The organism is Rhodococcus cerastii (assembly GCF_033042195.1).
GTDB lineage: Bacteria > Actinomycetota > Actinomycetes > Mycobacteriales > Mycobacteriaceae > Rhodococcoides.
This window is the reverse complement of sequence record NZ_JAWLKF010000003.1, coordinates 23,272-45,805: the sequence shown is the minus strand read 5'-3', so window position 1 is coordinate 45,805 and position 22,534 is coordinate 23,272. Positions and strand designations below refer to the sequence as shown.

Here is a 22,534-nt window from a genome sequence, read left to right as displayed (position 1 = left end):
TAGTTGTGCTGTTGTTCCTGGCCCTCGACGTCCTCGTGCTCGCAGGCCTCGCTCCCGATACCCACGCGGAGGTGACCCAGTTCGGCGACTTCCGGTTCTAGGGTGCCCGGGGTCAGCCGATCCGCCATTCGCGCTTGGCATCGCCGTCCCACCGGCGCAGCGCAACCGCAGATCCCACCAGATCGTCGATGTCCGCCGAGAGCAGGCGCACCGCCGCTCCTGCCTCCTCGGGCGTCAACCGGCGAGCCACCGTCACGTGCGGTGTCCATCGGCCGGGTTCGAGGTGGTCGAGCGAACGTTCGCCCACGGCCTCGTGCATCCGGGCGTGCAGATCGAGCAACTCGCTCGACGGAACGACCAGTCGCGCCAGGGTGATCGTTCGACCGCCGAACACGACGAGCCCGCCCAGGCGCACATCGAACGGATCGAATCGGACCGCATTGCCATCGTCCACCGCGGTCGGCATCGACGACGCCACTGCGACGGTGACGTGCGGGCGATTCGACTCACCGCGGTGGCGGTTCTGGCTCGGGAGCCCGGCCTCGGACAGCGCCGCCCACTCGCGGCGCACCGCAGCGTCGAGGCCGGAGTCGAGTAGTAGTTCTGCGGACTGCACCATGGAGCCCATGATGTCGCAGACTGACGGCCGGAATACGACGACGCTCAGGATCGGGGCCATGACGGGCGACGGGATAGGCCACGAGATAGTGCCCGCGACGATCCGGGTGGTCGACGCGGCCCTGGCGTCCGTCGGCGGCCCGGCCGTGGACTGGGTGCGCCTCCCGCTGGGCATGGACGCCATCGACCAGCACGGAACGCCGGTACCCGGGAGCACGCTGGACGAACTGGGCGAGCTCGAAAGCTGGGTTCTGGGTCCACACGACAGCGCGTCGTATCCGGAGCCGTTCCGATCCGAACTGACTCCAGGCGGACGGATTCGCAAGAAATTCGACCTGTTCGCCAACATCCGGCCGGCGAAGGCACTGCCCGGCGTACGGGCGCTGTCCCCGCGAATGGATCTGGTGGTCGTGCGGGAGAACACCGAGGGGTTCTACGCAGATCGCAACATGTTCGTCGGCAGCGGGGAGTTCATGCCCACTCCCGATGTGGCGTTGGCCGTCGGAGTGTTCACGCGCGCGGCCTGCGAACGCATTGCATGTGAGGCATTCTCGCTGGCCGAGCAACGCAGCAGGAAACTGACCATCGTGCACAAGACCAACGTGCTGTCGCTGACGACGGGGCTGTTCCGCGATGCGTGCCGCGCCGTGGGCGAGCAATTTCCTCACGTCCAGGTCACCGAGGAGCACGTCGACGCGCTCGCGGCGCACCTGGTTCGGCGGGGCGAGGACTACGACGTCATCGTGGCCGAGAACATGTTCGGTGACATTCTGTCGGATCTGACAGGTGAGCTGTCCGGGTCGCTGGGCACCGCGCCGTCGATCAACTCCTCGGAAACCCAGGCGATGGCGCAGGCCTCGCACGGGTCGGCCCCGGACATCGCAGGGAAGAACCGGGCCAATCCGACGGCACTCTTCCTGTCCGCTGCAATGCTGCTCGAGTGGCTCGCCCCGCGCCACACGGACGATCGGCTGGCCGCGGCCGCCGGCCGGATCCGTGACGCCGTCGACGCCACGGTCGAATCCGGGGTCGCGACAGCCGACCTCGGTGGGCAGGCGTCGACCAGCGCATTCACCGAGGCCGTGGAAGCCCGGGTGCACCGGCGCTGATCGCGGCGCACTCGGTCAGAGCGGTTTGCGGCTGCTGAAGATCGCGGTGCCCGGAAAGAGTTGCCCGCGCAGTGGACTCCACTGTCCCCACTCGCGGTCGAGCCATTCCGGCCAGTCCGGTTCGACGATGTCGCGCACCTCGAGACCTGCGGCGACCAGCTCGCGCACGCGGTCACCGATCGTCCGGTGGTGCTCCACGTAGTTGGGAGTCCCGTCGGCGTCGTATTCGACGTACGGGGTTCGATCGAAGTACGGAATCGTAGCGGTCAGACCGCCGACCCCGGGATCGTCGGGGAACACCCAGCGCATCGGATGGTTGACGGCGAACACCCAGATCCCGCCCGGCCGCAGTACCCGCGCGACTTCCTTCATCACATTGGCGGAGTCCGCGACGAACGGCACCGCACCGAAGGCCGAGCAGACGATGTCGAACCGCTCGTCGGCAAACGGTAAGGACTCGGCACTGGCCTGCACCAGCGGAACCGTCGACCCGCCCGCGGCCATTGCATCGACGCCGCGCTGCAACATGCCCATCGAGATGTCGAGACCGATCGCGCGCGCACCCTGGGTTCCGAGCCAGCGGGCGCACGGTGCACTGCCGCAGCCCACTTCGAGGACGTCCTTGCCCGCGACGTCGCCCAGCAGATGCACGTCGCCCTCGTGCAGCCCCTCCGGGCACCAGACGAACTCCCCGGATTCGGTCGACACTCCGAGAAACGCGCCGTGCGTACGGTGGTAGCTCTCGGCGTCGGAATCCCACCAGAGACGACTCGCGCGGTCACTCGCGACCGAATCGATTCGGCCGCGGCCGGGAGTGGACGACGGTGTGGAAAGATCGGTCACACGCCGACTCTAACCGGGTTTGTGCTGGTACTGCGGCATCGCGTACCCTGTTCAACGCGAGTGTGTTCATGCTGCGCCCAGGTCGGGTTCCCTCGACCTCGGCGCACACGGATCCGGCAACGGATTCGCCGAAGATGCTCGTGTTGCACACGTTTCACCAAGTCCGACCGAACATCCATCAACCGATACCCAACCCGTCCGGAGCAACTCAACACATGCCCTCAACCACAACCTCACCGCAGGTAGCCGTCAACGATATCGGCTCCGCAGAGGATTTTCTCGCCGCCATCGACGCCACGATCAAGTACTTCAACGATGGTGACATCGTCGAGGGCACCATCGTCAAGGTCGATCGTGACGAGGTTCTACTCGACATCGGTTACAAGACCGAAGGCGTCATTCCTTCCCGCGAGCTCTCCATCAAGCACGACGTCGACCCCAACGAGGTCGTCTCCGTGGGAGATGAGATCGAAGCACTCGTCCTCACCAAGGAGGACAAGGAAGGCCGTCTGATCCTGTCCAAGAAGCGAGCTCAGTACGAGCGCGCTTGGGGCACGATCGAGGAGCTCAAGGAGAAGGACGAGGCCGTCAAGGGCACCGTCATCGAGGTCGTCAAGGGTGGACTCATCCTGGACATCGGTCTTCGTGGCTTCCTTCCCGCCTCGCTCGTCGAGATGCGTCGCGTCCGCGACCTCCAGCCGTACGTCGGCAAGGAGATCGAGGCCAAGATCATCGAGCTCGACAAGAACCGCAACAACGTGGTCCTGTCGCGCCGCGCATGGCTCGAGCAGACCCAGTCCGAGGTCCGCAGCGAGTTCCTGCACCAGCTCCAGAAGGGCCAGGTCCGCAAGGGCGTCGTGTCCTCCATCGTCAACTTCGGTGCCTTCGTGGACCTGGGTGGCGTCGACGGACTCGTGCACGTCTCCGAGCTGTCCTGGAAGCACATCGATCACCCGTCCGAGGTTGTCGAGGTCGGCACCGAGGTCACCGTCGAGGTTCTCGACGTCGACCTGGACCGCGAGCGTGTTTCGCTGTCGCTCAAGGCAACTCAGGAAGATCCGTGGCGCCAGTTCGCTCGCACCCACGCGATCGGCCAGATCGTGCCCGGCAAGGTCACCAAGCTCGTTCCCTTCGGTGCATTCGTGCGCGTCGAAGAGGGCATCGAGGGCCTCGTGCACATCTCCGAGCTGGCCGAGCGCCACGTGGAGGTTCCGGACCAGGTCGTGGGTGTCGGCGACGACGCACTCGTCAAGGTCATCGACATCGATCTCGAGCGTCGCCGGATTTCGTTGAGCCTCAAGCAGGCCAACGAGGACTACGCAGAAGAGTTCGATCCGTCCAAGTACGGCATGGCCGACTCGTACGACGAGGGTGGCAACTACATCTTCCCCGAGGGCTTCGACTCCGAGACCAACGAATGGCTCGAAGGTTACGAGAAGCAGCGTGAAGAGTGGGAAGGTCGCTACGCCGAGGCGGAGCGTCGCCACAAGATGCACACCGCTCAGATGGAGAAGACGGCCAAGGACGAAGCTGCCGAAGCCGCCAACACCAACTACTCCTCCGAGTCGGGTCAGGCCCCCGCCGATGCAGAAGGCGACGCTCCTGCAGCGTCGGCTCCGGCCTCGACCGGTGGTTCGCTGGCCAGCGATGCGCAGCTCGCTGCACTTCGCGAGAAGCTGTCGGGCAACGCCTGATAGAAGTGGTCCACCCGTGAGGGTGTGACACCGAGCCCCGGTTCTCCACGTGAGAACCGGGGCTTTCTCGTTTCGAATCAGGGGAGCAGAGAAGCTGCGGACACGACAATGGACCCGGTTCCGATGAACCGGGCCCATGTGTGAGGGGGAGTGCGAACTACGCGGCGGTGGCTGGACTCCACTGGCCGACGCTCTCCGTGCGCTTGCGCATGCTGGCGAAGCTGTGGCGGGCGGGGGTCAGGAGGTTGGTGAACCAGTTACGCCGATGGTCGGCCAACGCCGAGGCTACTTCCGGGATGAGAATGCAATGAACGCCTGCATCCATGCCAAGGCGGTGCCGACCCGGTTGGATCTGATTGCTTCGCATGGGTGTCCTTTTCAATAGCTGTGGGTCGGCACATCGAGGTCTCGCCCGTCGAAGATAACCGACCCACCTCCGAAAACGGTGCATTTGAGGCTGGTGTGATTCGGCGTGTTCGAGTGTCAGACTGGTTGCATGCTGAGACTGGGACTGACCGGTGGAATAGGTGCCGGAAAATCGACCGTTGCCAAGGTGCTGACCGAACTCGGGGGAGTGCTCGTCGACTCCGATGTGCTTGCCCGTGAAGTCGTGGAGCCGGGAACGCCTGGGCTGCAACGACTGACGGACACCTTCGGAGTCGACATTCTCGCACCCGACGGCTCGCTCGACCGTCCGGCGTTGGCGACCAAGGCATTCGGCGACGAGGAATCCCGCAAGAAGCTCAACGCCATCGTTCATCCGTTGGTCGGCGAGCGCACCGCCGCGATCATCGACGGTGCAGCGCCGGATGCCGTAGTGGTGCAGGACATTCCGCTCCTCGTGGAGGGATCGATGGGCCCGTTCTTTCACCTCGTGGTCATCGTGTGGGTCGACGCCGAGGAACGGGTGCGTCGTCTGACGGGACAGCGAGGCATGCCCGAGGCCGACGCTCGCGCGCGGATCGCAGCGCAGGCAACCGATGATGCGCGCCGCGCTGCAGCAGACGTGTGGATCGACAACACCGGTGCGCCAGGCAGCGTCGACGACGTCGTCCGAGCCCTGTGGAACGAGCGCCTGATTCCCTTCGAGCGCAACATCAGGGAGGGGATCATCGCGCGCGTTCATCCGGAACAGGTGACGGCCGACCCCACGTGGGAATCGCAGGCCCGACGCATCATCTCGCGCCTGGCCCTTGCCTGCGCGGACAGAGCGGTCCGAATCGACCACATCGGCTCCACCGCGGTGCCCGGTCTCGACGCGAAGGATGTCATCGACATTCAGATCACCGTGCGCGGGCTCGACGACGCCGATGCTGTCGCCGAGCAGCTGCGCGTGGCAGGGTTCCCTCGGCGAGAGGCCAGCAACTTCGACTATCCAAAGCCCGCATACGGAATCGGCGGAGAAGCCGATCCTGCCGTGTGGGCCAAGCGTTTTCACGGCAGCGCAGACCCCGGCCGGCCGGCGAACGTACATATCCGGGTCGACGGCTGGCCGAATCAGACGTTCGCCCTGCTGTTCCGGGACTGGCTGCGAGCGGACGACAACATCACCACCGAGTACGCCGGAATCAAGCGACGCGCCTCCGAGGCCGCTGCCGGTATCACCGACTTCGGCTCGGCCATCGAGGCCTACGAGAACGCGAAAGCCCCATGGTTCGATGTGGCATACCGTCGGGCATGGCAGTGGGCGGAGCAGACCGACTGGACCGCGTGAATCGGGGCCGACCGAGTCAGGACGGCTTGCCGTTCCACTCGGTCGGCATTCCGAGGGATGCGAGCCACGCGTTCAGGTCGTAGTCGTGCCGCGTCAGTCCTTCGATGGCCGTGATCGATCTGGCCAGCGCGAGCTCGGCCGTGGGGGTGTCGAGATGGTGCGCCACCCGAGCGTCGAACAGCTCGTCGACGTCGAGCAGGTCGTAATCGCGGCCGGTACGCACGCTGAGGTCGAGATAGTGGTCGACGGATGTCCATCGGGTGGCGCCGGCGGTGTACTCGCCGATGTCGACGTAGTAGTCCTGATCGCGGGCGTGTGCGGGCAGATAGTGGAACACCGAGGCCCGTAGCCCCAGAGCGGGCAGCAACCAGGACTCCAGGTAGTCGAAGTGGGCGTGATCGGACGGGCGGGCCATGTACAGCCCCCACGGCTCGACGCGGTATTCGTCGACGACACGGACGAACCCCTTGGGATCCACGTTCGTCTTGGCGACGAGGTCGAACGTCTCGTGCTTGGGGGCATGAACGACGGTGTGCGCACCGGCTGACGTGTGAGCGACCATGCCTGTAGAAGCTACCGGGAACCGACGTCCGGGGTCTGCCCGACGGAACTTGTCGGTGGTCGCGTCTACGCTTGTGAAATGGCGTTTGCATCCGAACATCCCGTTGTCGCGCACTCCGAGCACCGTCCGGTAGGCGCAATCGAGCGCACCGGACCGGCGTTCGAGGTCGTCAGCGAACACACGCCGGCAGGCGATCAGCCGACCGCCATCGCCGAGCTGGAACGGCGGATCAAGGCGGACGAGAAGGACGTCGTACTGCTCGGTGCCACCGGTACCGGTAAGTCGGCCACCACTGCCTGGCTCATCGAGAAGCTGCAGCGCCCCACTCTGGTGATGGCACCGAACAAGACCTTGGCGGCGCAGTTGGCGAACGAACTGCGAGACATGTTGCCCAACAACGCAGTCGAATACTTCGTCTCGTACTACGACTACTACCAGCCCGAGGCGTACATCGCGCAGACCGACACCTACATCGAGAAGGACTCGTCGATCAACGACGATGTCGAGCGGCTGCGGCACTCGGCGACGGCATCTCTGCTCTCGCGCCGCGATGTGGTCGTGGTGGCGTCGGTGTCGTGCATCTACGGTCTCGGTACCCCGCAGTCGTACGTCGATCGGTCGATCGAGCTGGAGGTCAACGTCGAAGTGCAGCGTGACGCGCTGCTCCGGTTGCTCGTGGACGTGCAGTACACCCGCAACGACATGGCCTTCACCCGCGGATCGTTCAGAGTTCGTGGTGACACGGTCGAGATCATTCCGTCCTACGAGGAACTGGCGATTCGCATCGAGTTCTTCGGCGACGAGATCGAAGCGCTGTACTACCTCCATCCGCTGACCGGCGACATCGTTCGGCAGGTCGATTCGGTGCGCATCTTCCCGGCCACGCACTACGTTGCCGGGCCGGAGCGGATGGAACGGGCCGTCAAGGACATCGAAGCCGAACTCGAAGGTCGGCTCGCGGAGCTGGAGGGCAAGGGAAAGCTGCTCGAGGCTCAGCGGCTGCGGATGCGGACGCAATACGACCTGGAGATGATCAAGCAGGTCGGGTTCTGCTCGGGTATCGAGAACTACTCGCGGCACATCGACGGACGCGGTGCAGGTACCGCGCCTGCCACGTTGATCGATTACTTTCCCGAGGACTTTCTGCTCGTCATCGACGAGTCTCACGTGACGGTTCCGCAGATCGGGGCGATGTACGAGGGCGACATGTCCCGCAAGCGCAACCTCGTCGACTTCGGGTTCCGCCTGCCGTCCGCGACCGACAATCGGCCGTTGACGTGGGAGGAGTTCACTCAGCGGATCGGTCAGACGGTCTACCTCTCGGCAACTCCGGGAAAGTACGAGCTGGGCCAGACCGGGGGAGAGTTCGTCGAGCAGGTGATCCGTCCGACCGGACTCGTCGATCCCAAGGTCGTCATCAAACCGACCAAGGGCCAGATCGACGACCTGGTCCATCAGATTCGAGAACGCGCGGAGAAGGACGAGCGTGTGCTGGTGACCACGCTTACCAAGAAGATGTCGGAGGATCTGACCGACTACCTGCTCGAACTGGGCATTCGTGTCCGCTACCTGCACTCCGACATCGACACGCTGCGCCGCGTCGAACTGCTCCGGCAGCTCCGACTCGGCGAGTACGACGTGCTGGTCGGCATCAACCTGCTCCGTGAGGGTCTCGACCTGCCCGAGGTCTCGCTGGTGGCGATTCTCGACGCCGACAAGGAAGGCTTCCTCCGGAGCGGCACCAGCCTCATCCAGACCATCGGCCGTGCCGCCCGAAACGTCTCCGGCGAGGTCCACATGTACGCCGACAAGATGACCGACTCCATGACCTACGCGATCGAGGAAACCGAGCGTCGGCGTGAGAAGCAGATCGCGTACAACAAGGAACGAGGCGTCGACCCTCAGCCGCTGCGCAAGAAGATCGCCGACATCCTCGACCAGGTGTACCAGGAAGCCGAGGACACCGAGTCGGTCGTCGAAGTCGGGGGATCCGGGCGCAACGCCAGCCGGGGTCGGCGAGCGCAGGGCGAGGCGGGCCGGTCGGTCAGCACCGGGGTGTACGAGGGCCAGGACGTCTCGTCGATGCCCCGCGCCGAACTGGCCGATCTGATCAAGAACATGACCGATCAGATGATGAACGCGGCACGCGAGCTCAAGTTCGAGCTCGCCGGCCGACTGCGCGACGAGATCCAGGATCTGAAGAAGGAGCTGCGCGGGATGGATGCAGCAGGCCTCAAATAGGTTCGGTTACGGTTCAACGATGGACGCAACCACCGCCGGCCGCACCTCTCGCGCGCTCGAGCTCATTCACTCGATGACCTATTTCCTTCCGGAGACGCAGGACGCTCTCGTCGCCGCAGGGTTGCCGCCGCGGGCCTGCTATTTCGCGGGCCGGGCAGCGCCTCTGGGGCGGGTCGGTGCAGGTGTCGTCACCGCTACGTTCTACAACTTCAATCGTGAACTGATCGCGCCGCTGATTCCGGCCGCCTGGGATATCGCGTCGCCCGACGAGATCATGGCAATCCGGTACGACACGCTCGATGCCGCCTTCGCCCGACTGCTCGGGCCCGAGGTCCTGACGTCCGCGGACATGGCCGAGGCCGCAGACCTGGCATCGATCGCAGCCCGTGGCATTCCCGGTGACGACGGCCGACCCCTGTACGCCGCGTATGCCGAGCTCGACTGGCCGACAGCTCCGCATCTCGTGCTGTGGCACGCCCTGACTCTGATCCGCGAATACCGCGGCGACGGTCACCTCGCGGCGCTGCAGACGGCGGGACTGAGCGGTCTCGAAGCACTCATCACCCATACCGCCACCGGCTACGGCTTCGAGAAGGAGTTCGCCCGCAAGCGTCGCGGATGGTCGACCGAGCAGTGGGACGGGGCGGTCGCGTCTCTGGCCGACCGTGAGCTGCTCTCGTCCGACGGTGCGCTGACCCAGGACGGGAAAGATCTCCGTACGTTGGTCGAGGACATCACCAACGACCTCGCAGTTGCACCGTGGGCCGCCCTCGGCGAGGACGGTGCCGCTCGGCTGGTTTCGCTCGCGACGCCGTGGCGCGAGACGATCGTCGGTGCGGGCGTCATTCCGGATGGTGTGTTCGGGCCCGCGATCAAGAAGAAGTAGCCCGCCTCAGCTGGTGATGTCCTTGGTGCCGAAGCGTCGCCACGCGATCAACCCGAACAGTGCCGCGTACGTGACGGCCGAGAACGAACCGACCACCAAGTCGTTCCAGTCGATGCTCGTGCCGAATGCATCGATCCACGAATTGGCGTAGTGCCCGGGCAGGTAGTTGCGGAGTGATCCCAGTGCCGTGATCTGGTCGAGAATCTGCATCAGAATCGACGTCATCACCGCACCGCCGACGGCCCCGAGAGGGGCGTCGGTGAGCACGGACAGCAGCATGGCCAGGCCCGCGACCCACAGCAGGTTGATGCCGATGTACGCGACCGCGATCAGTAGCCGAACCAGTGAGGTGCCGTAGGGCAGCCCCTCGCCCAGCGGGGTGATCAACGATTCCGCGCCGTACATCACGGTGCCGATCAGCAGGGACACCCCGACGAGGACCAGAATCGCAGCACTGGACAGCGTCGCCGACACCAATGCCTTCTGCGTCAGCAGTCGACTCCGGGGAACGGGAATGGCCAGCAGGTATCGCAGACTCGACCACGAGGCTTCGCTTGCCACCGAGTCGCCGAAGAACAGTGCCACCACCACGATCAGCAGAAATCCCACGGACATGAACAGAGCGAAGACCGTGAAGTTCATGCCGCCGCGAGTGCCGAGCTCGATGAGTCCATCGGCATCCGAGTCGGCACTCGAGCTGCCGACCGTGAAGGCGATGGCGAGAATTACCGGCAGCAGCGCCAGGAAGCCGATCGCCAGCTGAGTGCGTCGACGTCCCAGTTGCCTGCGTAGCTCGGTACGGAACGGCAAGGTGCTGCCGCCGGTGTATCCGGCAGCGCGCCCGTCTGCGTGTGTGGTGCTCATGAACGATCCTTGCTGGTGGAAGACCCTGGGGTGTCTCGGTGGACGAGGTCGAGGAACACGTCTTCGAGGCGCGTCGATTGCGAGAATCCGCGCACCGAGATCCCCGCGGTGACTAGCTCTCGGATCACGACGGCGGCATCGGCGTCGGTCAGGTCGACGGTCACCGTGCCGTCGTCGACGATCACTGCGCCCTCGTGGCCGGAGGTACCGAGCACCGACTGCGCGCGGGCGGCGTCGTCGACCCTGATCTCCGTTTGTCCGCCTGCCGCGGTCAGTTCGCGCACAGTGCCGGAACTGATCACCGATCCGCGATTCATGACGACCACGTGGGTGCAGGTCTGCTCCACTTCGGCGAGGAGATGGCTCGACACCAACACGGTTCGTCCGGTCTTCGCGTAGTTGATCAGCACGTCGCGCATCGTCCTGATCTGCGGTGGGTCGAGTCCGTTGGTCGGCTCGTCCAGGACCATCAGATCCGGCAACCCCAGCATGGCCTGGGCGATGGCGAGCCTCTGCCGCATGCCTTGGCTGTACGACTTGACCTTGCGTTCGATCGCGGTGCCGAGGTCTGCGATCTCGAGGGCTTCCTCGACATGGGCGTCCTCCATCGGGCGACCTGTCGCTTCCCAGTACAGCCGCAGATTCTGTGTTCCGGTCAGGTGCGGCAGAAAGCCCGACCCCTCGACGAAGGAGCCCAACCTGGACAGCACCGGTGCTCCTGGCGTCACCTTGTGGCCGAAGACCCTGATGTCACCACCGGTGGGAGTGATCAGGCCCATCAACATGCGCAGGGTGGTGGTCTTGCCTGCACCGTTCGGCCCGAGCAGACCCAGAACCTGGCCCTGCTTCACCTCGAAGCTGACGCCGTCGACTGCGCGAAAGCCGTTGGAGTACGTCTTGGCCAGATCGGTGATCACCAGAGGAGTGTCGATCAGACTCTCGTCCACTTCGGCGACCGCGCGGCGTCTGGTCCGCACGACCCCGGTCACGATCGCACCGGCGACCGCGAGCAGGACGATCCCGATGCCTATCAGTGGTGCCACCGGAACGGTGCTGTTGGCGCTCGCTTCCGCGGGGACGGTGGGCAACGCGATGGTGTTGTCGGTCATGGCCACGCTGAACTGTGCGGGTTCGAGCGGCACGGCGTACGCCTGATCGGTGGTGGAGATGCTCAGTTCGAGGCGATGACCCTGCTGGACGAGGTAGCTGATGCCCGGCAGGGCAACGGTGACATCGACGGGATCGAGGCCCTCGGTGTCGGGCAGGCGGATCGCCGAGACAGCCCCGCCCGGAAGCGTTCTCGTGCCGTTCGGCGCGACGTCGTAGAGCTTCGCGAACAGGACCGCTTGACCCGGCGAGGCCAACGACGCCACCCGCAGATTCACCCGCGGCACACCGGTGACCGTCACGGACGAATCGACGGGTTCGCTGGTGAACGTTGCAGACTGGCCCGGCAGGTCCGCGGTCAGGGCTGCTCCGGCCCCGGTCGATCCCAGGGTCGAGAGCACCGAGCCCAAACCGGGTATCGACGAGATTGCCGACGGCGACGCTCCGGGCGGACGGATGATCGACTGGTTCTCCGCAGCGGGAGTGAACGTCACCGATCGAGTCTCGGTGGGGTCGGAGTCGGGGATGAGCCCCGGGTAGTCAGGAGCTGTCATTCGGCGGTTGCGGTCGCCGCCGCGTTCGTCGGCTGCCCGCTGAGTGGAGTAGACGAACGGCTGGCTATCTGTAGCAGCATCGCTCTCACGCAAGGTCGTGTCGAAGAAGTCGGCGATGGCCTGATCGCTCGTGCCGTCCGTCCCACCTGCGTCGTGACCGCCGTCGAACCATCGCACGGTGACGTTCCCACCGGCCGCCGCGATCTGACGAGCCGTCGCGTCGGCCTGATCCAGACCGAACAGCGTGTCCTGGCTACCCTGAACCAGCAGGGTCGGCGCGGTGATGTTCGACGCCACCGCGACCGGCGAGTGGGCCGTGAGCAGATCGAGGAGTTCTTGGCTGGGAATTCCGGTCACCGCGGATTGGGTGTAGGCGTCGCAGAACTCGGGTGCGAACCGTCCGCAGGCGGATGCCTGCTCGGCGGTGCCGGGTTCATTGCCATTGCCGTTGCCGTCGCCGGCCGGTGCTGCACCGGAGGCGCCCACTCCGAAGAACACTCCCGCCCAGCCGCGCTTGAGGACGCCGGGTCCGCCGTATTCGGCAGCTGCGGGGGTGGCGGTGTCGCCGAGGGCTTCTCGGCTCTCGGCGGAGGTGACGCCGTAGTTGGGGAACAGCGCCTGACCCAGGTCGTTCCAGGTGATCGCTGCGGCTATCGAATCGATCCGGGGGTCGGTGCCGCCTGCGCTCAGAGCCAGTGCGCCGCCGTACGATCCGCCGGCGACACCGACGTGCGGGTCACCGGGGGCGTCGAGTTCCACTTCCGGTTGTTCGGCGAGCCAGTCGATGAGTCCGCGTGCGTCGGCGACCTCGCGGTCGGGGTCGTTGAGCGAGATCGAACCCGTGCTGTCGCCGAACCCGCGTGCGCTGTAGGCGAGCACGGTGTAACCGCGCGCCGCGAGGTCACGTGCCTCACCGTCGACCGAGTCCTTGCTGCCGCCGAAGCCGTGGGCGAGCAGCACCGTCGGCGCGGGGGTGACGGCAGGGGCGTAGAGCCGTGCGTCGATGTCGACGGTGCCCGTCGACCCGGGGCTGTCCGGTAGCGTGATGCGCGCATCACGCGTGGATGTGTCGGCGCTCGAATCCTGGGGGAGGACTACGAATGCGAGAGTGGCTACCGCCAGAACTGCAATCACTGCGGCACCGACGGTCATGGCCCGTCTCGACAGTGGCGGGCGGGGAATCGGCATGCAAACCAATGTATGTGAGTGGCGCGGATCGTGTTGTTCCCCAAGTTCACGTGCCGATCGGCCGCTTGCGGCTAATGTCAGCGAATCAGTCCCCGGACCACGTCTTTCGGTCCTGTGACTTGCACCAATCGAGTTGGACCAGAAGTGTCACATCTGTGTGTGACCGACAAATGGAGGAATGAATGAGCGCCTACCGCACCGTCGTCGTCGGGACCGATGGCTCCGAATCGTCACTGCGGGCAGTGGAGAAGGCCGCGGCTCTGGCAGGAGACGCCGATGCCACCCTGGTGATCGCTTGCGCGTACTACCCGGCCGATCCGAAGGACACGTCCGCTGCCGCCGACGCATTGCGCGAGGACGCCTACCAGATCACCGGATCGGCACCGACGCGTGAGATTCTGCGCACGGCGCGCGAGCACGCCACCAAGGCCGGTGCGAAGAACATCGAGGAGAAGGCGATCGTCGGTGCTCCCGTCGAGTCGCTGCTGGCACTCGTGGACGAGGTCAAGGGTGACCTGCTCGTCGTCGGCAACCGCGGCCTGAACTCGTTGACGGGCCGTCTGTTGGGTTCGGTTCCGTCGGACGCCGCTCGCAAGTCCACCTGCGACGTTCTGATCGTGCACACCGTCCGCTGAGTGCACGCTGCACACACCACCGGCCCGCTCTGTCGAATCGACGGAGCGGGCCGGTGGTGTATGCGGTTCTCTAGGCTTCCGGCTCGAACGGCTGCAGCGCCGAGAGCTCACCCGGTAGTGCGTCCGCGTGCACGACGCCGAGTCGCTGAGTCGCTCGGGTGAGCGCCACGTACAGGTCGTTCATACCCTTGACCGAATCCGCCACGATGGCACCGGGTTCGACGATCAGCACCGAGTCGAATTCCAGTCCCTTGGCGTCCTTGACCGTCGATACGGTGACCAGTTCCGATGCCAGATGGCGGAATCGGTCGACGTGGCCTGCGGGAACCAGCACGGCACTCAGGCCTGGGCGAGGGTGCTCGGCCACTCGCTTCTCGACCGCGGTGATCAGATCGTCCGGTGCCACTCGTTGGGCCCACGGTCGTACCCCGGTGCTGCGGATGGACCGCGGCTCGGACTGCTCGGGGTCGATGGCAGCCAACACGTCGTGTGCCACCGTCATGATCTCCGACGGTGTTCGATAGTTCACCGTCAGTTCGGTTCGCTTCCAGCGCTTGGCCACATACGGTTCCAGAACCGAACCCCACGACGAGGTACCGGCGGGATCACCGGTCTGCGCCGTATCGCCCACCAGTGTCATCCACCGATTCGGTATGCGCCGCATGACCATTCGCCACGCCATCGCAGAGAGTTCCTGCGCTTCGTCGACGATCACGTGCCCGTAGGTCCACGTTCGGTCACCGGCGGCCCGTTCGGCCGTCGTGAGTCGTTGGCCCGAATTCTGCCGTCGCGCAAGCTGATCGGCGTCGATGAGGTCGTAGGCCATCAGGATCTCCGGGTCGAGTTCGTCCTCGAGGTCCTGAGGTGCCGAACCGGTCAGGATGTCCAGGGCACCCTGGGCGTCGGCGATCTGGCCGCGCCACTGACGTTGTGCCTGTTCACGTTCGGCCGCGTCGTCGACGCCGAGTAGCTCGGCGAGTTCGTCGAGCAGGGGAGCGTCGGCCGACGAGAACCCGTGGCCTCGGCGGACGAGGGCTTCGCGCTCCATCTCGTCCAGTGCAGGCGCGGCCGAGGCGATTTTCTCGGGCGAGGCGAACAGGTCGCGGAGAACCTGCTGGGGAGACAGATCCGGCCACAGTTCGTCGACGGCGGCCATGACGTCTCGGTCCTCGCGCATCTCGTCGCGCATGTCCGCGATGTCGTCGGCGCTGAGCAGGCTGGACCCGTCGACGAGGTTCTGTCCGAGTTTCGCTGCCAATTGGTTGGCCAACTGGTCGATGACCGAGGATACGAACAGCGGACGAGCCAGGTTGTGCGGTCGCCGGGACGAGCGGGCACGGCCGCGAGCCCTGGTGACGATCTTGCGATCGAGCGTGATGTCGTAGGTGTCGAACTTCAGCCGACGGGGCTGCGCGGGAACTTCCTGACGGTCGCGTACCGCTTGGGTCAGCACCTCCACCATCGACAGCCTGCCCTTGACCTCGGTCGCCACGGCCGAGTCCTCGCGTTGCGCGCGGACTCCCGGGTAGAGGTCGCCGATCGTGGACAGCAGCACGCCTGTCTCGCCGAGTGACGGCAGTACCTGACCGATGTAATCGAGGAACGTGGCGTTGGGTCCGATGATCAGCACGCCGCTCTTACCGAGCTGCTGACGGTAGGTGTAGAGCAGATAGGCGGCGCGGTGCAGCGCGACGGCAGTCTTGCCGGTGCCCGGTCCGCCCTGAACCACCAACACACTGCGATGCTGCGATCGGATGATCGCGTCCTGCTCGCTCTGGATCGTCTCGACGATGTCGTTCATCTGACCGGTACGTGCGGCATCGAGCGCCGAAAGCAGCGCGCCTTCGCTCGCGACGCCGCCTGCCACGGCGGCATCGTTCGACGATCGGGCGGAGTTCAGGTCGAGGAATTCGTCGGCGATCGATGTCACTCGCCGGCCGCGGGTACGAATGTGTCTGCGACGCAACACGTTTTCGGGTGCGGCGGGCGTCGCCAGGTAGAACGGCCGGGCCATCGGTGCTCGCCAGTCGAGCAGCAGTGTCTCGTAGTCGTTCTTGTCGTCGAGAATCCCGACGCGGCCGATGTATCGCTCGGGCCGGTCGTCGACCTTGGGGTCGAGGGTCTCGGGATCGAGGTCGATGCGTCCGAAGCACAGTCCGTTCTCGGCGGCGTCGTACTTGGCGATGTCCTCTGTGTACATCTGGTTGAACGATTCCCGTTCGCTGCGGGCCTGCGGGGTGCCGCCGGTCTCCAACAGCACTGCGCGCAGTCGGTTCGCGGCATACTCGCGTAACGCGTCCAGCTGCGTGTACAGCCGCGTCAGATGCGCCTGCTCTAAGTCTTCTTCGAGCGGCACCACGGAGTCGCTCGATGTGTGGCCGTCGTCCGGCAAAGGGTCTCCTCGGGAGTTCGGCCGAGGCGAAGATATCGCCTCGAAATCAGCCAGAGCAGTCTACGCCGCACAACGGCCCTGCCGCAGAACCGCTGGTTCCGGGGCAGGGCCGTCTACGCGAACGTCGCTGTGTGGTGTCTGCGAAAAATTACTTCGCGTACTGCTGCAGCTTCTTGTCCAAGTTCTTCTGAGCCTTGGCAACTCGCTTCTCGAGCTTGGCGCGAGCCTGCTCGGTCACCTTCTCGAGCTCCTTGCTCTGCTTCTCGGCGCGCTTGCGAGCGCGCTTGCTCAGCGTGTCGACGCGATCGGACGCCAGATCGGCCCACGTGACTCCGCGCTTCTGCGCCTCGTCGGCGAGGACGGAACCCTTCTCGGCCGCCAGATCGGCGAGCTTGGACGCGCGCTTCTGCGCGACATCGGCCAATTCGCCGCGACGATCGGCAGCGACGTCGACGAGCTTGGAGCCACGCTTCTGTGCGAGCTCCGCCAGGTCGGTCCCGCGATGGGCTGCCTTGTCGGCGAGCTTGGAGCCGCGCTTCTGTGCCTCGTCGGCCAAGTCGCTACCGCGGTCGGCGGCCAGTTCGGCCAGCTTGGATCCACGCTTCTGTGCTTCCTCGGCGAGCACCGAACCCTTGTCGGCGGCCACGTGAGCCCAGCGGTTCAGCGCCGGCTGAGCTACGTCGGCCAGCTCCGAGCCCTTCTCGGTAGCGATATCGGCGAGCTTGGCCAACTTGGGCTGGGCGGCGTCGGCGAACTTGGCCAGCTTCGGCTGTGCAGCCTCGGCCAGATCGGCGCTGCGGCTCGCGGCGACGGCTGCGATTTCCTTGACGCGCTCACCGGTCTCGTGGGTGGAGTGACCCGGCAGGGCCGAGACGACGGTCTCCTGCGCGCGGCGTGCTGCCCGCTTGCTACGCCATGCGACGGACGGCTTGCCCTCGGTGTCGACGGCTGCGATGAGCAGTCCGCCGAGCAGGCTCAGGTTCTTGAAGAAGTGGATACGCTGCGCAGCCTTGGTCTCCGGGTCGGTCTCGTTCCAGAAGGCGTGTCCGGCGAGCGTCGTCGGTACGAGACTTCCGGCGAGAGCCAGCGAGGCGATGCGCGGTGCCTTGCCGGTGGCCAGCAGAATGCCGCCCGCGACCTGGATTCCACCGTTGATACGGACCAGCGTCTCCGGGTCGTTCGGCACGTTCGCGGTGACCTCGTTGGGGAGGACGTCCTTGCCCTGCTCGATCAACGGGGTGGCGGCCTGGGCCTTGCCGGTGGGATTACGGAGTGCGTCGACGCCCCCTGCGATGAAAATCGTAGACATCAGCGGACGGGCGATACGGCGGACCAGCATTGACAGCCTCCTGCGTAGTTTCTCGTGTCATCGGCGGTGGAACCATGAACGGCACGGCGGTCCGAAAACCTACCGCTGTGCGTCCTTTTGTCACACTATTCATACCCCGTGGTTCGCGGTCTCAAGCACGCCGATCGTTACCAACCCCTGGCGCGCCAGTCGTCCAGGTGAGGGCGCTCGGCACCGAGCGTCGTGTCCTTACCGTGCCCCGGGTAGACAACGGTCTCGTCGTCGAAGCGGTCGAACAGTTTCGCTGTCACGTCGTCGAGCAGACGGGTGAAATCCTCGGGGCTGCCCGTCTTGCCGACGCCACCGGGAAAGAGAGAATCTCCGGTGAAGAGGTGGGTGCGCGCGCCCTCGGCATCGGTCAGTGCGAGTGCGATGGAGCCGGGAGTGTGTCCGATCAGGTGCACCACATCGAACGTGAGCTCTCCCACCGACACGGTGTCCCGATCGGCGAGCAGGCGGTCGGGAGCCACAGGCAGGGGACCTGCATCGAGTTCGTGGGCTGCGGTCGGAGAGTCCGTACCGCCGGCGATGTCTGCCAGCGCCTGCCAGTGGTCGGCGTGCTGATGAGTCGTCACGATGAGTGAGAGCGTCGGCGCGTTCCTGTCGATGAGCGACGAGATGCGGTCGGCCTCGTTTGCAGCGTCGATCAGCACCGAGTGGCCTGTTGCGGAACAGACGACAAGGTAGGTGTTGTTGTCCATGGGGCCGACCGACATCTTCGTGATCGTCGCTCCGGGAATCGTTCGCCGCTGCGGCTGCGAGCCCTGAGAGACGACGCCGGTGTAGTTGTCATCGATGACCATGAGGTGCTCGTCCATTTCCAGGACGCTACCGTCGTCGACGGCATGATGGGCGTCGGGGTCGCGCAGCTGGAAAAGTGTGTCGGTGCCTGGATCTACCATTGCTAGTGCGTGAGGTTCGTCCCTCACCACAACAGGTTTTCGACGTGGGGTCCACGGTTACACGACGTGTGACCGGTGCGTCGGCATCACACGTCATCACGCGACTCGAAGGTCGTGCAGTGCTGCGCCCCGCAGCAACTCGGCTGGACGTGCTCGTTCGGAAAGAAGGGAACACAGTGGCGGATCGCCTGATAGTGCGAGGTGCACGGGAGCACAATCTGCGGGGAGTCGACATCGACCTGCCGCGGGATGCGCTGATCGTGTTCACGGGTCTGTCCGGATCGGGCAAATCCTCACTCGCCTTCGACACGATCTTCGCCGAAGGGCAGCGTCGCTACGTGGAGTCGCTGTCCGCATACGCGCGGCAGTTCCTCGGCCAGATGGACAAGCCGGACGTCGATTTCATCGAGGGCCTCTCGCCTGCGGTCTCCATCGATCAGAAATCGACCAACCGCAACCCGCGATCGACCGTAGGCACCATCACCGAGGTCTACGACTACCTCCGGCTGTTGTACGCGCGTGCAGGAACGGCTCACTGCCCGGTGTGCGGCGAGCAGATCGCCAAGCAGACACCGCAGCAGATCGTCGATCAGGTGCTGGACATGGAGGAGGGCCTGAAGTTCCAGGTTCTCGCGCCGGTGGTTCGTACCCGCAAGGGTGAGTTCGTCGACCTGTTCGACTCGTTGAACACGCAGGGCTACTCGCGCGTTCGCGTCGACGGCGTCGTACATCAGCTCACGAGCCCGCCGGTGCTCAAGAAGCAGGAGAAGCACGACATCGAGGTCGTCGTCGACCGCCTCACCGTCAAGTCGAGCTCGAAGCAGCGTCTGACCGACTCGGTGGAAACCGCCCTTCGGCTGGCCGACGGCATCGTGGTGCTCGACTTCGTCGACCGTGACGAGAATGCGTCGGACCGTGAGCGCCGGTTCTCCGAGAAGCTCGCCTGCCCCAACGGGCACCCGTTGTCCATCGACGATCTCGAACCGCGGTCGTTCTCCTTCAACTCGCCGTACGGTGCGTGCCCGGACTGCGTCGGACTCGGCGTGCGCAAGGAGGTCGATCCGGAGCTGGTCGTTCCCGACGGCGATCTCAGCCTCGCCGACGGTGCCATCGCACCGTGGTCGATGGGCCAGACGTCGGAGTACTTCGGCCGCCTGCTCTCCGGGCTCGCCGACGCCATGGGATTCGACCTGAACGCGCCGTGGAACAAGTTGCCCGCCAAGGTCAAGCGCGCAGTCCTCGAGGGCAGCGATCACCAGGTGCACGTGAAGTACAAGAACCGCTACGGCCGCACGCGGTCGTACTACGCCGAGTTCGAGGGTGTGATGCCGTTCCTGCACCGCCGGTTGGAGCAGACCGAGTCCGAGCAGATGAAGGAACGCTACGACGGCTACATGCGCGACGTGCCGTGTCCCACCTGCAACGGGGCGCGGCTGCGGCCGGAGATCCTGTCGGTCACGATCGCGGCGGGCGACTTCGGCCCGAAGTCGATCGCCGAGGTGTGCGAATTGTCGATCGCCGACACCGCGAATTTCCTGAACAGCCTCACCCTCGGTCGCCGCGAGGAAGCAATCGCCGGGCAGGTCCTCAAGGAGGTGCAGGCTCGCCTCGGCTTCCTGCTGGACGTCGGTCTCGAATACCTGTCACTGGCCAGGACCGCCGGCTCGCTGTCCGGCGGCGAGGCGCAGCGCATCCGCCTTGCAACCCAGATCGGATCGGGACTCGTCGGTGTTCTGTACGTCCTCGACGAGCCGTCGATCGGACTGCATCAGCGCGACAACCGTCGGCTCATCGACACGTTGACGCGATTGCGCGACCTCGGAAACACCCTCATCGTCGTCGAGCACGACGAGGACACCATCCGTACTTCCGACTGGATCGTCGACATCGGTCCGTTGGCGGGTGAGCACGGCGGACGCGTCGTGCACAGCGGTTCGTACGAGGACCTCCTGACCAACGAGGAATCGCTGACCGGTGCGTATCTGTCCGGACGGATGGAGATTCCGCTGCCCGACACCCGTCGTGTCGTGGACAAAAAGCGTCAGGTCACCGTGGTCGGTGCCCGCGAGCACAATCTGCGTGGCATCGACGTCAGCTTCCCGCTCGGTGTGCTGACCTCGGTCACCGGGGTGTCGGGTTCGGGCAAGTCCACACTCGTCAACGACATTCTCGCGACGGTGATGGCCAACAAGCTCAACGGTGCCCGCCAGGTTCCCGGTCGGCACACGCGCATCAACGGCCTCGATCAGCTCGACAAGCTGGTGCGGGTGGATCAGTCGCCGATCGGACGCACGCCGCGCTCGAACGCGGCCACGTACACCGGTGTGTTCGACAAGATCCGCACGCTGTTCGCGGCGACCACCGAGGCCAAGGTGCGCGGCTATCAGCCCGGTCGATTCTCGTTCAACGTCAAGGGCGGCCGGTGCGAGGCATGCTCGGGAGACGGCACACTCAAGATCGAGATGAACTTCCTTCCGGACGTCTACGTTCCGTGCGAGGTCTGTGAGGGAGCGCGATACAACCGCGAGACACTCGAAGTCCATTACAAGGGCAAGACCATCGCCGAGGTCCTGGACATGCCGATCGAGGAGGCTGCCGACTTCTTCGAGGCCATCACCTCGATCCACCGCTACCTCAAGACACTCGTCGAGGTCGGTCTCGGGTACGTCCGACTCGGCCAACCGGCAACGACGTTGTCCGGCGGCGAGGCGCAACGCGTCAAGCTGGCAGCGGAACTGCAGAAGCGGTCCACCGGCCGCACGGTCTACATTCTCGACGAACCGACCACCGGCCTGCACTTCGAGGACATCCGCAAGCTGCTCGGCGTCGTGAACGGCTTGGTGGACAAGGGCAACACGGTGATCGTGATCGAGCACAATCTCGACGTCATCAAGGTCTCGGACTGGGTCATCGACATGGGCCCCGAAGGTGGCTCGGGCGGCGGAACGGTTGTGGCGCAGGGTGATCCGGAGGCAGTGGCGGCGGTCTCGGAAAGCTACACCGGCAAGTTCCTGCAAGAGGCGCTCACCCGGGAGTCGGTCGTCGCCCCGCCGGTGAAGGCGGCTGCGAAGAAGCGTAGGCCCCGCAAGGTCGCCGCCGTCCGATAAGCGCTGCAGTCGGCTGGAGCCGTCCGATTCGGACCCCGTGAACGACGAAGCCGCATCCGTTGACTACCGGATGCGGCTTCGTGCGTCGGTCTCGACTTGGCTGGTGTTCTGCTCAGTGCACCGGACCGGTGTACTTCTCGCCGGGGCCCTTTCCCGGCTCGTCCGGATGGGCCGACGCTTCCCGGAATGCGCGCTGCAGGGCCTGCAGGCCGTCGCGAATGGGTCCGGCATGGGGGCCGAGGTATTCCACCGACGCGGTGACCAGGCCGGCCAAGGCGGTGATGACGCGGCGTGCCTCGTCGAGGTCGAGGTATGGGCTCTCCGCGGGATCCGGCTCGGACAGTCCCAACTTCTCGGCTGCGGAACTCATCAGCATCACCGCAGCGCGGCTGATGACCTCGACCGCGGGGACTTCGGCGAGTTCACGGACTTCGGGCTCGGTGCCGACGGGGTCGGCACCCGCGGGATCGCCATCGGCGGGAGTGGGGGAGCTGGTCATGCCTACGAGAATCCCACGCCGGCTGCAGCGGGGAGAATCGGGTGCCGACGCTGTCGGGGACGATCGAGCTCGATTGTCGGTTTCTCGAATCGGCTGGTAGTGTGACTCGACGACCGTCTTCGGCGTGCGCTCCTCGATGGAGTTCACCGCACGGAGGCAGCAAGTGGAGCCCGACTCCCACCGGCACGTAGCCTTCAACAAGCTACTTCCCGGTCCGGTCGCACGAAGGAAGTCCTCACCGGCCTCCTGCGTGCTTCCTCCCAGTGAGGAG

Annotated in this window: 17 protein-coding genes; 7 read left to right on the top strand and 10 right to left on the bottom strand. The window is 65.3% G+C overall.

Features of this window, described 5'->3' with window-relative positions; translation table 11 throughout:
- Positions 1 to 112 precede the first annotated feature (112 nt).
- Positions 113 to 619 carry a 2'-5' RNA ligase family protein gene (locus R3P93_RS07050; protein WP_149406086.1) on the bottom strand — a complete coding sequence of 169 codons (507 nt, stop codon included), beginning with the start codon at positions 617 to 619 and terminating at the stop codon, positions 113 to 115.
- Positions 620 to 629: 10 nt separating this feature from the next.
- On the opposite strand from R3P93_RS07050, the gene R3P93_RS07045 reads away from it, so the two are divergent.
- Complete coding sequence (locus tag R3P93_RS07045; RefSeq protein WP_149406340.1) at positions 630 to 1,727, top strand: isocitrate/isopropylmalate dehydrogenase family protein; 1,098 nt, start codon at positions 630 to 632, stop codon at positions 1,725 to 1,727.
- 15 nt (positions 1,728 to 1,742) lie between these two features.
- On the opposite strand, the gene R3P93_RS07040 is transcribed toward R3P93_RS07045, so the two are convergent.
- Positions 1,743 to 2,570: a class I SAM-dependent methyltransferase gene (locus R3P93_RS07040; protein WP_068051863.1), complete on the bottom strand. Its 828-nt coding sequence runs from the start codon at positions 2,568 to 2,570 to the stop codon at positions 1,743 to 1,745.
- Positions 2,571 to 2,785: 215 nt separating this feature from the next.
- On the opposite strand from R3P93_RS07040, the gene rpsA reads away from it, so the two are divergent.
- Positions 2,786 to 4,264 carry a 30S ribosomal protein S1 gene (rpsA, locus tag R3P93_RS07035; protein WP_027497255.1) on the top strand — a complete coding sequence of 493 codons (1,479 nt, stop codon included), beginning with the start codon at positions 2,786 to 2,788 and terminating at the stop codon, positions 4,262 to 4,264.
- A gap of 157 nt (positions 4,265 to 4,421) precedes the next feature.
- Here the strand turns inward: rpsA and R3P93_RS07030 are convergent, their stop codons facing one another.
- Positions 4,422 to 4,631: a hypothetical protein gene (locus tag R3P93_RS07030; RefSeq protein WP_068050934.1), complete on the bottom strand. Its 210-nt coding sequence runs from the start codon at positions 4,629 to 4,631 to the stop codon at positions 4,422 to 4,424.
- Positions 4,632 to 4,760: 129 nt separating this feature from the next.
- Between R3P93_RS07030 and coaE the strand changes: the two genes are divergently transcribed.
- Entirely contained in the window at positions 4,761 to 5,978 is a 1,218-nt protein-coding gene (gene coaE / locus R3P93_RS07025; protein ID WP_149406085.1) for a dephospho-CoA kinase, read from the top strand.
- 16 nt (positions 5,979 to 5,994) lie between these two features.
- Here the strand turns inward: coaE and R3P93_RS07020 are convergent, their stop codons facing one another.
- Positions 5,995 to 6,540 (bottom strand): DUF402 domain-containing protein, encoded by a 546-nt coding sequence (locus tag R3P93_RS07020; RefSeq protein WP_149406084.1) that lies wholly within the window; start codon positions 6,538 to 6,540, stop codon positions 5,995 to 5,997.
- 78 nt (positions 6,541 to 6,618) lie between these two features.
- Between R3P93_RS07020 and uvrB the strand changes: the two genes are divergently transcribed.
- Both uvrB and R3P93_RS07010 read left to right on the top strand, forming a co-directional pair.
- Positions 6,619 to 8,781: an excinuclease ABC subunit UvrB gene (gene uvrB / locus R3P93_RS07015; protein WP_068050990.1), complete on the top strand. Its 2,163-nt coding sequence runs from the start codon at positions 6,619 to 6,621 to the stop codon at positions 8,779 to 8,781.
- Positions 8,782 to 8,800: 19 nt separating this feature from the next.
- Complete coding sequence (locus R3P93_RS07010) at positions 8,801 to 9,667, top strand: SCO6745 family protein (protein WP_068050988.1); 867 nt, start codon at positions 8,801 to 8,803, stop codon at positions 9,665 to 9,667.
- 6 nt (positions 9,668 to 9,673) lie between these two features.
- On the opposite strand, the gene R3P93_RS07005 is transcribed toward R3P93_RS07010, so the two are convergent.
- Both R3P93_RS07005 and R3P93_RS07000 read right to left on the bottom strand, forming a co-directional pair.
- Complete coding sequence (locus R3P93_RS07005; RefSeq protein ID WP_149406083.1) at positions 9,674 to 10,531, bottom strand: ABC transporter permease; 858 nt, start codon at positions 10,529 to 10,531, stop codon at positions 9,674 to 9,676.
- The gene (locus tag R3P93_RS07000) at positions 10,528 to 13,380 is read right to left on the bottom strand and encodes an alpha/beta fold hydrolase (protein ID WP_149406082.1); all 2,853 of its coding nucleotides are present in this window, start codon (positions 13,378 to 13,380) and stop codon (positions 10,528 to 10,530) included. Before R3P93_RS07000 ends, R3P93_RS07005 begins: the two co-directional genes overlap by 4 nt.
- A gap of 182 nt (positions 13,381 to 13,562) precedes the next feature.
- Here R3P93_RS07000 and R3P93_RS06995 point away from each other — a divergent pair, with 182 nt between their 5' ends.
- Positions 13,563 to 14,015 carry a universal stress protein gene (locus R3P93_RS06995; protein ID WP_032378962.1) on the top strand — a complete coding sequence of 151 codons (453 nt, stop codon included), beginning with the start codon at positions 13,563 to 13,565 and terminating at the stop codon, positions 14,013 to 14,015.
- A 70-nt stretch (positions 14,016 to 14,085) separates the two neighbouring features.
- On the opposite strand, the gene R3P93_RS06990 is transcribed toward R3P93_RS06995, so the two are convergent.
- From R3P93_RS06990 to R3P93_RS06980, 3 genes are all read right to left on the bottom strand, one after another.
- A complete protein-coding gene (locus R3P93_RS06990) occupies positions 14,086 to 16,407 on the bottom strand; it encodes a HelD family protein (protein WP_094688516.1) in 2,322 nt (773 codons plus the stop codon).
- A 148-nt stretch (positions 16,408 to 16,555) separates the two neighbouring features.
- Positions 16,556 to 17,746 (bottom strand): DoxX family protein, encoded by a 1,191-nt coding sequence (locus R3P93_RS06985; protein ID WP_068050978.1) that lies wholly within the window; start codon positions 17,744 to 17,746, stop codon positions 16,556 to 16,558.
- Positions 17,747 to 17,883: 137 nt separating this feature from the next.
- On the bottom strand, positions 17,884 to 18,573 hold the full coding sequence (locus R3P93_RS06980; protein WP_149406339.1) for an MBL fold metallo-hydrolase: 690 nt from the start codon (positions 18,571 to 18,573) through the stop codon (positions 17,884 to 17,886).
- A 260-nt stretch (positions 18,574 to 18,833) separates the two neighbouring features.
- Here R3P93_RS06980 and uvrA point away from each other — a divergent pair, with 260 nt between their 5' ends.
- Positions 18,834 to 21,764, top strand: a complete 2,931-nt coding sequence (gene uvrA, locus R3P93_RS06975) for an excinuclease ABC subunit UvrA (protein WP_094640381.1) — start codon at positions 18,834 to 18,836, stop codon at positions 21,762 to 21,764.
- A gap of 112 nt (positions 21,765 to 21,876) precedes the next feature.
- On the opposite strand, the gene R3P93_RS06970 is transcribed toward uvrA, so the two are convergent.
- Positions 21,877 to 22,263, bottom strand: coding sequence for a DUF1844 domain-containing protein (locus R3P93_RS06970; RefSeq protein WP_037193458.1), 387 nt, complete (start codon positions 22,261 to 22,263; stop codon positions 21,877 to 21,879).
- Positions 22,264 to 22,534 lie beyond the last annotated feature (271 nt).

Bases quoted from the DNA above. Each gene is read 5' to 3' on its own strand.
- R3P93_RS07045 (WP_149406340.1), top strand. From the start codon at position 630: ATGTCGCAGACTGACGGCCGGAATACGACGACGCTCAGGATCGGGGCC.
- R3P93_RS07050 (WP_149406086.1), bottom strand. From the start codon at position 619: ATGGTGCAGTCCGCAGAACTACTACTCGACTCCGGCCTCGACGCTGCG.
- coaE (WP_149406085.1), top strand. From the start codon at position 4,761: ATGCTGAGACTGGGACTGACCGGTGGAATAGGTGCCGGAAAATCGACC.
- R3P93_RS07010 (WP_068050988.1), top strand. From the start codon at position 8,801: ATGGACGCAACCACCGCCGGCCGCACCTCTCGCGCGCTCGAGCTCATT.
- uvrB (WP_068050990.1), top strand. From the start codon at position 6,619: ATGGCGTTTGCATCCGAACATCCCGTTGTCGCGCACTCCGAGCACCGT.
- rpsA (WP_027497255.1), top strand. From the start codon at position 2,786: ATGCCCTCAACCACAACCTCACCGCAGGTAGCCGTCAACGATATCGGC.
- R3P93_RS06985 (WP_068050978.1), bottom strand. From the start codon at position 17,746: ATGCTGGTCCGCCGTATCGCCCGTCCGCTGATGTCTACGATTTTCATC.
- R3P93_RS07020 (WP_149406084.1), bottom strand. From the start codon at position 6,540: ATGGTCGCTCACACGTCAGCCGGTGCGCACACCGTCGTTCATGCCCCC.
- R3P93_RS07000 (WP_149406082.1), bottom strand. From the start codon at position 13,380: ATGCCGATTCCCCGCCCGCCACTGTCGAGACGGGCCATGACCGTCGGT.
- R3P93_RS07005 (WP_149406083.1), bottom strand. From the start codon at position 10,531: ATGAGCACCACACACGCAGACGGGCGCGCTGCCGGATACACCGGCGGC.
- R3P93_RS07030 (WP_068050934.1), bottom strand. From the start codon at position 4,631: ATGCGAAGCAATCAGATCCAACCGGGTCGGCACCGCCTTGGCATGGAT.
- R3P93_RS06995 (WP_032378962.1), top strand. From the start codon at position 13,563: ATGAGCGCCTACCGCACCGTCGTCGTCGGGACCGATGGCTCCGAATCG.
- R3P93_RS06970 (WP_037193458.1), bottom strand. From the start codon at position 22,263: ATGACCAGCTCCCCCACTCCCGCCGATGGCGATCCCGCGGGTGCCGAC.
- R3P93_RS06980 (WP_149406339.1), bottom strand. From the start codon at position 18,573: ATGGACGAGCACCTCATGGTCATCGATGACAACTACACCGGCGTCGTC.